This is a genomic window from Paenibacillus sp. FSL R7-0048, from assembly GCF_038004505.1.
In the GTDB taxonomy this organism is placed as follows: Bacteria; Bacillota; Bacilli; order Paenibacillales; family Paenibacillaceae; genus Paenibacillus_AQ; species Paenibacillus_AQ odorifer.
The window spans coordinates 1-11,453 of record NZ_JBBORF010000002.1 but is presented as its reverse complement, the minus strand read 5'-3'; the positions used below and the strand labels follow the sequence as shown (position 1 = coordinate 11,453).

At 41.1% G+C, this 11,453-nt stretch carries 22 protein-coding genes; all 22 read right to left on the bottom strand.

Features of this window, described 5'->3' with window-relative positions:
• Positions 1–261 precede the first annotated feature (261 nt).
• Entirely contained in the window at positions 262–825 is a 564-nt protein-coding gene (locus NSQ91_RS31950; protein WP_340921706.1) for a MerR family transcriptional regulator, read from the bottom strand.
• Positions 826–832: 7 nt separating this feature from the next.
• Positions 833–1,027, bottom strand: a complete 195-nt coding sequence (locus NSQ91_RS31945; RefSeq protein WP_340921703.1) for a hypothetical protein — start codon at positions 1,025–1,027, stop codon at positions 833–835.
• Entirely contained in the window at positions 1,020–1,319 is a 300-nt protein-coding gene (locus NSQ91_RS31940) for a hypothetical protein (protein WP_340921700.1), read from the bottom strand. Before NSQ91_RS31940 ends, NSQ91_RS31945 begins: the two co-directional genes overlap by 8 nt.
• 90 nt (positions 1,320–1,409) lie before the next feature.
• Entirely contained in the window at positions 1,410–2,717 is a 1,308-nt protein-coding gene (locus NSQ91_RS31935) for a replication initiation protein (protein ID WP_340921698.1), read from the bottom strand.
• Positions 2,718–3,117: 400 nt separating this feature from the next.
• Positions 3,118–3,363, bottom strand: coding sequence for a hypothetical protein (locus tag NSQ91_RS31930; RefSeq protein WP_340921695.1), 246 nt, complete (start codon positions 3,361–3,363; stop codon positions 3,118–3,120).
• Positions 3,364–3,968: 605 nt separating this feature from the next.
• Positions 3,969–4,142 carry a hypothetical protein gene (locus tag NSQ91_RS31925; protein ID WP_340921692.1) on the bottom strand — a complete coding sequence of 58 codons (174 nt, stop codon included), beginning with the start codon at positions 4,140–4,142 and terminating at the stop codon, positions 3,969–3,971.
• A 13-nt stretch (positions 4,143–4,155) separates the two neighbouring features.
• A complete protein-coding gene (locus NSQ91_RS31920) occupies positions 4,156–4,332 on the bottom strand; it encodes a hypothetical protein (RefSeq protein ID WP_340921689.1) in 177 nt (58 codons plus the stop codon).
• A gap of 1 nt (position 4,333) precedes the next feature.
• Positions 4,334–4,531, bottom strand: coding sequence for a transcriptional regulator (locus tag NSQ91_RS31915; RefSeq protein ID WP_340921687.1), 198 nt, complete (start codon positions 4,529–4,531; stop codon positions 4,334–4,336).
• 158 nt (positions 4,532–4,689) lie between these two features.
• On the bottom strand, positions 4,690–5,022 hold the full coding sequence (locus NSQ91_RS31910; RefSeq protein WP_340921684.1) for a hypothetical protein: 333 nt from the start codon (positions 5,020–5,022) through the stop codon (positions 4,690–4,692).
• A complete protein-coding gene (locus NSQ91_RS31905; RefSeq protein WP_340921680.1) occupies positions 4,967–5,656 on the bottom strand; it encodes an ATP-binding protein in 690 nt (229 codons plus the stop codon). Before NSQ91_RS31905 ends, NSQ91_RS31910 begins: the two co-directional genes overlap by 56 nt.
• On the bottom strand, positions 5,657–6,016 hold the full coding sequence (locus tag NSQ91_RS31900; protein WP_340921677.1) for a hypothetical protein: 360 nt from the start codon (positions 6,014–6,016) through the stop codon (positions 5,657–5,659).
• Between the two features lie 3 nt (positions 6,017–6,019).
• On the bottom strand, positions 6,020–6,403 hold the full coding sequence (locus NSQ91_RS31895) for a hypothetical protein (protein WP_340921674.1): 384 nt from the start codon (positions 6,401–6,403) through the stop codon (positions 6,020–6,022).
• A complete protein-coding gene (locus NSQ91_RS31890) occupies positions 6,387–6,527 on the bottom strand; it encodes a hypothetical protein (RefSeq protein WP_340921671.1) in 141 nt (46 codons plus the stop codon). Before NSQ91_RS31890 ends, NSQ91_RS31895 begins: the two co-directional genes overlap by 17 nt.
• A gap of 45 nt (positions 6,528–6,572) precedes the next feature.
• Positions 6,573–6,863 (bottom strand): hypothetical protein, encoded by a 291-nt coding sequence (locus tag NSQ91_RS31885; RefSeq protein ID WP_340921668.1) that lies wholly within the window; start codon positions 6,861–6,863, stop codon positions 6,573–6,575.
• 3 nt (positions 6,864–6,866) lie between these two features.
• Entirely contained in the window at positions 6,867–7,280 is a 414-nt protein-coding gene (locus NSQ91_RS31880) for a hypothetical protein (protein ID WP_340921666.1), read from the bottom strand.
• A 35-nt stretch (positions 7,281–7,315) separates the two neighbouring features.
• On the bottom strand, positions 7,316–7,480 hold the full coding sequence (locus NSQ91_RS31875) for a hypothetical protein (RefSeq protein WP_340921663.1): 165 nt from the start codon (positions 7,478–7,480) through the stop codon (positions 7,316–7,318).
• Between the two features lies 1 nt (position 7,481).
• Positions 7,482–8,468, bottom strand: a complete 987-nt coding sequence (locus NSQ91_RS31870) for a hypothetical protein (protein ID WP_340921659.1) — start codon at positions 8,466–8,468, stop codon at positions 7,482–7,484.
• Between the two features lie 11 nt (positions 8,469–8,479).
• Entirely contained in the window at positions 8,480–9,784 is a 1,305-nt protein-coding gene (locus NSQ91_RS31865) for a hypothetical protein (RefSeq protein WP_340921656.1), read from the bottom strand.
• Between the two features lie 63 nt (positions 9,785–9,847).
• Complete coding sequence (locus NSQ91_RS31860) at positions 9,848–10,045, bottom strand: hypothetical protein (RefSeq protein ID WP_340921653.1); 198 nt, start codon at positions 10,043–10,045, stop codon at positions 9,848–9,850.
• Positions 10,046–10,104: 59 nt separating this feature from the next.
• Positions 10,105–10,323 (bottom strand): hypothetical protein, encoded by a 219-nt coding sequence (locus tag NSQ91_RS31855; protein ID WP_340921650.1) that lies wholly within the window; start codon positions 10,321–10,323, stop codon positions 10,105–10,107.
• A 309-nt stretch (positions 10,324–10,632) separates the two neighbouring features.
• Positions 10,633–10,761 (bottom strand): hypothetical protein, encoded by a 129-nt coding sequence (locus NSQ91_RS31850; RefSeq protein ID WP_340921647.1) that lies wholly within the window; start codon positions 10,759–10,761, stop codon positions 10,633–10,635.
• A gap of 2 nt (positions 10,762–10,763) precedes the next feature.
• The gene (locus tag NSQ91_RS31845) at positions 10,764–11,015 is read right to left on the bottom strand and encodes a hypothetical protein (RefSeq protein WP_340921643.1); all 252 of its coding nucleotides are present in this window, start codon (positions 11,013–11,015) and stop codon (positions 10,764–10,766) included.
• Positions 11,016–11,453 lie beyond the last annotated feature (438 nt).

Below are 11,453 nucleotides of genomic sequence, written 5' to 3'. Positions count from 1 at the left end.
CTCAATAATATGTTTAGGAACGCCCTCTTTTTCAATCTCTGTAAGAACTTTCTGTTTTACATTTATACAAATTGTTTTTACAACTTCTTCCGGATCAATCCTTTTTCTTCCCAAATTAGAACCCCATTCCTTCATCTGTGTCCTCCTTTTATTTTTCTCTTTAGCATACAACAAAAAAAGCAACCCGCAAAAGGTCGCTTGCTATAGCACCGTGCAGCGTAGTATAGAGATAATATCTCTATTATTCCCCACGCCCCACGTCTATTTTAAGTAGTTTTCTGGATTCTGCTTTTTGTTCCAAACGGCTTTCGGATCAGGTTCGTCATGAATCTCCTTGTCCCAAAACTTCCACCATTTCCGCGCAGACGTTGCAGCAACTAAGCGCCTAGTCTCCAGAACCTCCCTCAAAATGACTGATATATTAGCGTTCTGCTCGTCCATCCGCTTATGTAACCGATCCAGTTCTGCCGCCTGTTGTTGGTTTTGCTCCCCTAGCTGCTGCATAACCGCAAAAAGTTCATTGTATCGTTCTTCGTATCGCTCTGACACCTGATTATCTGCCGAAACAACCATAGGCGCTACAGATTCGTGCGCTTTAAAATGCTTTGCTGCTACTACTTTTGCTGCTAATTCAACTGTCATCCCGCTCTGTTCACATAGCGCTTTCATGTGCCTGAATGCTGTAGCGTCATCTTCTGAATATTCCCGATGTCCGCTCTCGCTTTTCGTAACGCTATACCCTGCCTTCTCAAGTTCTCCCGCATACTTACGTACTGTAACGGCTTTAACCCCTAAAATCTCACTGATTTCCTTGGTTCCTAGCATTTTCATATCACCTACAGTATCGGATTAAACCCCACGCCATTTCCGCTACAGTGAGGTCTTCTATATCTTCTGATTCTAAATTTCTAAACACACCCGCGTCAACAAAATCATAGAGACAATCATAAAGAGCTTTCGGTGTTGGCAATGATTCCTGGTAACCGCAAGCGTCCAGAGCACGGCGAATCAATGCGGTTTCATCCATTACCTTTTCCCCCTTTTGTAAATACCGGAAATTTGAATAAATATTTTGTGAGAAAAAAAAGCCCGTAAAGTAAACCATAGACAGACCACGCAGGCAATAAACAAATAACAAGTAAGATATGCCATACTCTGTACACCTCAACTGATTTCAACCTTACAAAAGTAGCTACTTCATCATCTTCTCTTTTATACCCTCTCAAAATAGGATCTATAGTAGATGAGATATCAATCACAAAAGCAATAAGATTAACAATAATAAGCAACGCAAGAACAAAATAAGCGAATAATTCCATTAAAACCCTCTCCTTATTTTCATTTTGATCTATTATCTCTGACCTGATATACTTTATTTACATTGTTTTGGCGCTCATTGATCCCCACGATCATTGTGCGTCTTTTTCTTTTAATAGCACCTTATCAGCATTATGCAAAGTCTTTTTATGCAATAATTCTGTAAGCAGTTCCAGCTTATTACTTGTCTGCTGCCGCTCTGCCATAGTTCGCTTGAGCATTTGAACATCCATATACTCTTTTCGTTTTTTCAATACATCCTCCGTAAAATCCTTTTCTTTCTCTGATTCATAATCATGAAACATATTCGTAAATACCTTCATCGCTTCAATCATAAAATCTGCGTCTGGCTCAAGCTCTTCATTCAAAATAAGCTTTTGCAGCCTACCTCTAATCTGAGCAATCTCCCGTTCCTTCGTGGTGTCGATATCCTTCAACCGAAAAATAAAATTCTTACACTCTACAAAGTGATTAAGATCTCCCTTACTGAGTTGTTTCCAGAATGCAGACGGATGGTTGAACTTACTCATTAAATGCGTCCAGAGCAGCGATAAACCGTCTAGTCTAAGCAAAAAATCCATAGTATCAAATATCCCCGTTTCGCCTGTTTCTTCACAAGCAAAACCTTTCATGTAGTCCCTATGTATTTCAAACTCAATGTTCCAAACCTTTTCAGCATCCATCCCGTTTTTCTTGTAAATCTCGCGGAAATAGTCTTTCTTCTTTTTCGTAATCTCAATAGATTTGTTATACATACGCAATTGCAACCGTGTACGATCACCGTAGTATACTGTTTCAAATTCACCCGTACAGGGGTCTAGCTTGTTGAAATTGGGCTTGTTATCATCCTCAATGTTCCTTGGGTAATCCAAAGCTTTTAAATCGTCCAGAGTCCATTTAAATTGGTCTGAATGCACACATAAATCAATCCTATTAGGCTTCGCAGCTTCATACTGAAAACCAAGCGCAGTCAAAACTTCCAACGACTCCAAAAAGGCATCCTGTACCCCCATATCCCATAGCTTAAATTGGTTTATCTGAACCTTTACCGGAAACGTCCCATCATTACGCCGCCGCCGTGCGAAGTAAATCGCCATATCTTGATTCCGAATCTGAAAAGCATAAATCGGCTTTTGTCCATGTGATTCAATGCTGAACGTCACAGGATACTCATATCGGCCTAGCAGCAATTGTATGTAATCCGTTCCCTCACCATCCTCTGAAACGCTCTTACCGTCAATCAGCCGTTGTAAAAGACCTTCCTGCATTACTTCATCATAATTATCTGCATCGTATGTATACCAAAGGGTATCGACATTGAACAAAAAATGAGATGGATCAGGCTGAAATCTCTTCTTTCCGCGAAACGTTCCATTCGGTTTAGTATATAATTCCGGCATTTTAGACCTCCTTCCTTCAAAAAAAGTTTTAGCAACACAAAGCGCAGTCGATTTTAATGATAAAACTCTTTATATTCTGAATCATACGTACGATTTACTCCCATTTTCTCCACCTTACGTGTGGTGGAAGCCCCAAACCTTAGAGCAGTACGGGTTTGGAGGGTATTGGGAAGCCCTACCGTGACCCCATATTATAAGCATTGGGGTCTCGCACCAGTTTGAACGTTTGCACTCTTAAAAACTACAAATCTATTACCAAAACAAACAAAAAACCAATAATAAAAAGCACAGCAAAAACTTGAATCAGCCCAAACGATGAAACAATATCCGCCAGATAATAGACAACCATTGTGAAATCCATAATTCACTCCTTTTGTGAATTTATCACCATATGAATATTTCAGAATAGTCTTGTCTGGATGAAAATTTCGCTTTTTTCCTCAATTTCGCTCATTTCGACGATTTCAACCGTTTCGACCATTTCAGCCGTTTCTTCTCCGTTTCTCTTAAGCGTCCAAAAATGAACTTTCCCGCAGCCTAGACAATGATATTCCACATCCAATTTACGAGAATTAGCTAATTCAATACGTTCTGATAGTTCCAGTGAGGCTTTTATGGCACAAGACCCACAAAGTAAATTTTTCATAGTTTCACTCTCCTATTAAATTAAGAACTGATATGCCGCTGGCAGCTTAAGGCTAACGCCTTAAGAATCCTTTAGCCTGCGGCGCCCCCTCGCCGGGTGGCAGGTTCCCGAACGCAAGGTTCGGGAACGGCTGTTAGGGTCGGTGGTGGGAACCGCTCGTCAAGGGTTCGCTTCGCCGCTTACGCGCCCTTGACGGCTCCTGTGTGGCGTTCTAAGCCTTTCTATGCAAAAAGCCCTCCTGTACACCCAGAAAGGGATACAGGAGGGCTTATGCGCATTACTTCGTTCCTATTGATCGCACAATAAAAATACGGTACAATGAGGGCAAAGCCATGTGTTCAGCGCGCCTGTTTCTCCGATGTTAGGGTCGGTTTAGCAGCATTAGAGTTGGTAGCTCTAAGCCGCCGTGAAACGTGGCTCTTTTATTTATCTAAAGCAAATATTACCATGAGTCTACCAATGTTTACTAGATCAATTTGCGCAATATCCTAAAATTTGTCGAATTTATATTCTAAAAAGAATTTTTGTTCGCATTATTTTCGCATATAGTTCTATTTGATCCTTTTTATGTATTTTAAATATGGCAGGGATCAGATTTCCACAAACTACCTCTCTACAATACGTTCCAGAACTTCCATTTTGCCGCAATCCCATGCACCCTCGATAGATCGAGTTATATAATTTTGCATACGAAGAGAAATCTTAATTTCTTCTGGAAATTGCTCACATTGTTCTCTGATATATCTCATAGATGCTTCTATAAATTCATTTTTAGACATTCTATAAAACCTCCTATCGACGCTGATGTTTCATAAAATCAAGATCAGGCAAATCCGGTTCCCTCAACCATTCAGTATAAAGGTTCTGACGCTGTTTCATGTTTTGCACTTGTTCTAATAAAGTAGATTCATCCGTAATTTCAGAAGCCAGCCTTGCAATTTCGCATTCTATTTCTTGTCTACGAGTCATCTCATCGTATCCCTTCGTGTAACTTGCGAAAATACTCCGAATAATTATCATACTTACCTTGACCAATCAATTCGTCGATTTCTTCCCAAGCCTCTGATGGTAGATTGATCCGTAATGGCTTAGATATTCCCATTTTTGGACGTCCAGCCCCTTCACGCGCACCGCCATAATTATCACTTTGCCATGTTTTTCTCGCCACTTGAATCCTCCGGAGTAATTTGTTTTATGTTGCTAAATTCATTTTACTGCAGCAAATTGAATTTTGCAACACTTTTCATATAAGACGTTCGGAATTTGAATACTACTACACACAAAAAAATAAACCCAACTCATTCAAAGCTGGATTTATCAGTCCCCTTATGCCATAATTTTCTCTTTATCTTCATAGGCAGCCGCGCTATATTTTTTAAATTCAATGCTCGTCATTTCTTCCCGAGACAGAGCAAAATAGGCATTTTTTCCAATTTGGATACGTCTATCTTCAAATTTAAGCTTACGTTCCCAGTGTATCATTGTGCAGGGAACCAATAACCGTCCAAAGATCCTTGCTGTTTTTTCTGCTGCTGCTACCGCTCTCCAGTGATGATACTCTGAGGATAGCTTAGTATATTTAATTGGATGTATACCGGGAAAGTTATAAAGCAACTGCTGGGGATCCGACTTCAATGCGTTTTCGGGAATTATTGTCATCTCTTATCCTCCTCATAGCGTCATCATGTGTTTGCTCTAGCTTAGTCCAAAATTTTTCGGCTGCTCTTTCAGTCTTTGGCAAAGGAAAACCACCTACAAATGAGTGTGTATCAAATAAATGTAACTTATGAATCTGCTTGACCTTACTTGCAGGCAGAAAACGCGAATGCAGAAACTTGCCCATTTTGCCGCCACCATCTGCCAAATAATCGTAGTAATCCAGATGAATGCCCTTGTTCCCCATTGGACGGACTTGGATTAAAATTTCTAACATTTCACGTATACGAGTATCTAGCCGGTTAATGGACGGTGTAGCAAAAATCTGTATACTAGCCATCTTTCTCACGAATGTTAAAAGGTCCGTAGCAAGCGTATTTTCAAATTTAAGTGCCTTTCTGCTATCGAATGAACGGTGGGACTCGTCCCACACACAAATGCTGCCGTGAGCATCAGCCACTTTAAACCAATCCTCAGCCTTACGCATCCATTCAGCGCCTGTAAGGTCGTAGTTCGCGAACAGTTTGATACTACCACCACGTTTTTCAATCTCAGTCTTATATAGCCACGCCATCATGCTAGCTGTAGTTGTCTTACCGGAGCCTAACGGTCCAACAACCCCTATATTATGCGGCATCTATCTGCGCCCCCTTACTGGTCGTCCATCCGGTGCCATAATGATTGGCTTAGGTGGTTTTGGTATTAACTCTTCTATTGTCTGGAGATACGTCTCAGTGCGACCAACAGCCCGTTTAAACTCGCCTGTAATGGATTTGATAATACCTGCATACGGATTTTTGTCTCCATGCAGCCGCTTATTACTACCCAAACTCTCCAGCAGCAGAATTGCCCTTACTTGTTCCTCGCTGAGTGGTGCAGCAACGTCCTTCATGAACTCCAAGACCTGTTTAACATCACTTACATGTGTGACCGTTGGAAACAGGTCATCGTTGATAACTGACTGTATTTTATCCGCATTATTAGGCGCTACGCTCATACGCTACACCGCCTTTAAAAAGATAAGCAAGGCTACAATTCCTACGCCTATCAGCATCTTTTTTAACAAGCTCATACCAGCTGCAGCTATCGGAGGATCGCCCTGGTAATGAGTGATTTGACGTAGTACCGTGCTGCGCTCTAGCGCTGCAATCCGCTGATAGTCGGATGATGCTTCAATGGTAGCTCCTGTCAAAAAGATTCTTCCCTTGCGACCAGTGTAAGAGCTAAAATCGCCCACTGGCACAGAATAAGAGGTCATAGCCGACTCTGCATATAACCTATCGTCATTGATCTCTATCACGGCAGCCACATCCGCTGTACCATCATCTTTAAAAATCACAAGTGTATCCTGTGGCTCATACGGCTCCTTATTTGCTCCTAGCATCTGCCTTACCTCCCTTACTCCGTTTGATCTTGCTATAAAGCCATGCTGACGGTAACAATACGACTACAACCCCTGTAGTTAGTCCAGCACCGATAGATACAAAGTAGCTAAATACTGCATCCATACTTATATATCCCTCCTGTTTAATTCCAAGTGGCCAAGGTCGGAATTACCACCACTTAGCTCCATCTTTAAAAGCAAAGTACATCCGTATAATCGCTTTAACTAGCTGTAAGATTGCTAGCAAGACAATCGATGCTAACAAAGAGTTCATCACGTTTTGCATCGATGGCGGCAAGTAATCAAAAAAACCTAAGTACTTATTAAGGCTGATACCATGTCCAGCAACAAGGCTTGTCTGATTAAGATAAGTCTTCGCTAGCCGTAAAAATTCCAGTGGTGGAGCAAAGATTGAATCTATAAAATTACGGAGTGCTGGCGGTAAAAAGTAATCGTACACAGCTTACTCCCCCGATCTGATACTACTGATGATCCTCACAACGGCAAAGGCTGTACCAAACCAAATACCAAACTGCAAAATATAGGCGATCTTATCTAGCTGGAATTTTTCAAACCCCCCGGCTACGTTTATAAATATAGATGTCCATTGCCCGTGGTGAGGTGTCGTTGGTGTGTATGTAAATCCAGCCAGTGTAACAAAAATCCCCTTGATAAAGGCTAACAGCAGCTTACCAATTGCTAAAAATAAGCTTATAAGCGTAACTGCTAGCTCAGCGATTTTATAAACAAAGTAAAGCAATAAGGCAATGACGATAAATAACGGTCGAAGCAAAATCTTAAGAAATGAAAAAAGGGTCTGGAACAAATGACCTAGCAATGACGATAAAAAACTAAGCACTCGCTGAGTCAATCTCATGGAAAAGTCCCATCCAGCCCTTAAAATCTGACCGATCATATCCGCATGGTACGCCGTGCATACCGCAGGATCTTAAAGAGCATAGCTTGCATATTATCAGCCAGCATTACACCACAAATAAGCAGCAGAGCCGGAGACAAAATCAATACATTTTTCATCGCTACTTCTAGAAGCCCGCCAACGGTAAAATATTCATTCATTTCATTTTCTCCTTCCTACCTGCGCTACTGTTGCAATCTGCTTGCCTTTCTTAACGTTGTAATATAGTACCGTCATAATGATTACTGCAAGAGCAAAGGCAATTCCGATCAGTACCCAATCCCTATAAATCTGTATAAGATCAATCCCTACCTTTACTGCCTCTACTGCACTAATCGGTACTTTAATCCCCGTCCAATCCGACACGCTTTTATTAAGCTTAATGACAACGGTATTAGATTCAGCTTCCCCATAACTATTAACCGCCTTAACTTTATAGCTATAGTCCGTGTCATCTTTCACATCGTTATCAACGTACTTTGTTTCCTTGCCTGACAGATCAGCATATTTCCCCCCATCACGGTATAGCAGATACTTATCAGCTCCAACATTTGTCCAGTCCATAATAATACGCTTTTCAGTCGATTTTGCCGATAGCATCGGCTTGTCTGGCGGCTTTGGTATTGGTGTTGGTGTTGGTATTGGTGTCGGTGTGGGTATTGGTGTCGGTGTTGGTGTTGGCGTTGGTGTTGGCTCCAAAAAATCGTAAAACAAATCAAATTCACTTAAATATATGGTTTGATTAGAATCATTAGTAAGCTTAAAGAAACTAACGTTAGTAACTAATGAAGGCAAAAATGTCTTTTCGTATCCTGTATTAAGACCTGTTATAGTAAACAAAACTTTCTGACTAGCATCCAATAATTCAAGAGTTAATTCTTCCCCTGAATAATTATTTATAGATAAAATATATGATCCAACACCAATAGGACCCTTATAAAAATTATATTTTACCCATCCGCCCGCCTTATCTAAGGTTTGAGAAGTATTAAGTTTATTATCTGTGCAATAAGTAGTTGTCCCAAATCCAGACTTACCATTTCCAAAGCTAAGAGCATTACCGTTAAGATAACCACCACTATATGAAAAAGCACTTTGCATAGGTAATGCTGAAACAATCAAAATCATCAATAACAATATTTTTTTCAATCACCTCACTCCTAACTATCTGTATCCACTAAAATTGATGAGCTATATTTTGGAATCTCAAATATAATTGGCCCCGGTGTCGGTGGTGGTCCAGACGTGACCGCGGGCATGGGCGGTATCTCCGGATTCGGTGGTGGCGCGCTCGGTTTCGGAAGCTCAAATATAATTTTCCCCGGTGTCGGGGCAGGATCGCCAGTATCAACTTTATCAGGCTGCTTGATCCCCTCTGAACTATTTCGCAGATCGCCCGGAATCACCTTAACCCCCGGATCATCATATTGCATATCCTTTAATGGATCATCTATAACAAAGGGGTCCGATTCATCTTTTACTTGAATTGTCGGAGCATCTTTATTGAGGTCGAAATCAATTTTACCGTTGTTGTAATCTCCCGGTACTTTCGGTACAAGATCGTTCGTCTCCACCGATTGGTCAAGCCATGGTAAATTCGCCATTGTTTCATATTCTATTTCCTCCTTTGTTGGTGGGGCTGGAACATCCCCAATATAATTAGCTAGATGATTTATTGTTGCTGCACCTATCTTGTCAGCGACCATATCCCAATCAGGAGGCGGTGGAATGGTGCTTCGTATCATATCAGCCCATGCCCCCATGTATTCATCCCATTCCGGACACTCTAATTGATCTATAATGTTTTGGCATGCTGCTGTACACTCTTCGCCACCGTTCCCCGGATCAGTAGTTCCGGGGTCGGTTGGATTAGAAGTAGCTGTTGCTGTTGGCGTTACTGATGTTGGGCTTACTGTAGGCGCTGTTGATGGCTTAACAGTCGGCGCTACAGTAGGCGCTACGGTTGGCGCTACAGTTGGTTTAGCTGTAGGCGCTGTTGTAGGCGTTGCAGTGGGCGCTGTAGATGGTCCCGGACCGTCATAATCTTTGAGTCCATAGCTACTAATATAAGCCTTATAGTTAGTACGACCATCTGATTTAAATTTAAGCGTAATCCCCTTGCTGGGATGAGAATTAAAATACGCTCCCGGAATCTGATTAGACGTTGAAAATAGTGGAATATTAACGGTAAATCCGTCTCCGAAAGTAACGTCTATGCTAATATCCGAAGCCAATACTTTGTTTGTATGTACCCATACCACATCAAAATATTTTCCTTGCGGATTAACAAACTTCCCACCACTAAACCCAAATGAACCAGTAGATTCTTTAGGTACAGAAACGAAATATTCATCGTCTGTCACATCAAAACCCTGAGAAACAGCATTCCAAGTAATATCTGCAAAAGCTGCATTAGGAAACAACATCAAACCTATTAAGAAAATTAAAGGTAAGCACCATTTCACGCTATACCTCCTTTCTTTAAAAATAGCCCAGACGTAGTGTCTGGGCTATTTATGATCCTTCGATTAGGATTTTGTGTTTGCTGCTGATTTGGACTTTTTGACAACCCAGAAGATTACACCAATAATCAGTATCGCAAGCGCAAATCCAACACCTAGCAATGTCCAATCCCCGAAAATCCCCATAACCTGTGTACCTGCATTAAGTCCGTCCCCCACCGTAAATGGAAGTTTAACCCCCGATAAATCAATTGCTGCTGCCATAATTTATGCCTCCTAATATTTTTTTTAATTTATAGAGTGGGTTACCCCTTGCTCACCTATTAAAAATCAAAATCTTCATCGTCATGCTTGTCCTTTTCCCTTGCCTTGGCAAATATGTCGATCACCATTACAGCAACCATCCCAGCTGTAAAAATTGCTACAATAATCAGTACAAGCTTTTGATTGTAGCTAAGTGCATATTTGACGAAATACCAAAGCCTGCTTAAGTTAGCATCTGTCCAATAACTCTTTGGAAAATTAATTGTAGGATCAGCCATCAGCTTGACCTCGCATATCTAACAATGCTGACGATCATAATTACCAGTAGTCCGACACTGAGTATAGCGACTGGTATCATAACAAACGGTGATACTGTAGCCGTAAAATTCCGAAACATTTGCCAATAAAAATTCCAGTCCCAAATATCACTCATGTTCATAAGTTATCCCACCTTCTTTCTTCTCGCTGATCCTCTGCGTAGAGATATCCAGATATCAGAGCATAAAGCAATCCGATTCCAAAGGTGAAACTACAAAGCAACAAGAGTAAATCCGGGTTGCCAAGCAACCAAATCAAAGTCGCTCCGATTAGGGTCTTGATGCCATCACCACCCTAATTAGGCTACGCCCAAACAGTGATACCAACACCGGAACCGTAATCGCAAAACCAATTAAGGCAGCAGACATCTGAGGATTAAGGCTATATAGGGTATACATCACTACCGCCTCCATACAGTTTCTAGCAGCCATTTTAAAACCATAAAAGCTAGTAACAAAAACATGGATGCTGCAACAATAGCGTCACCAACCGTCATCGTACTAACAAAGGTCAGCTTATCTCCATTAAGCAACGTTATATCCATGTGTCTCGCTTCATCTTGCAACACATACGCTGTAATACTGTCCATCTGCTCAGCCGAGGTCATGTATGTAGTGGAACCGATATCCTGCTGATATATTGCACTGGTCACTGTCATAAGCCCTCCTGCTAGATGAGATAACAAAATAAAAAGGGTGCAGCCATTTGGCTACACCCTCACCCCAAATATCGCAAATATTGTGCGATATTACACATTTTAGAAATAGTTAAAAGGACTCGTAGACTATTGCAACGCTGCCTAAAAACTATTACGATGTGTAAGGGGAATGAGCGGTGCAAGCGCTCTGACCCGATACCCTGACCGATGTTACCAGCATCTGTCGGGGCTTTTCATGTTATCCTCGCTATGAGGATAACACTATTTGCCATATATGTCACCGTGCAATGTTTTATACTGTTAATTCATAACACGATTAAACATTCTATGTACGAACATATTTTCTGTATAGAAAGTTCGTTGCTATGTAATTATAAAAAAAAAAGGAAAATTTGTCTATTACTCTTTTAGATATTTTTCATTTACAATCCG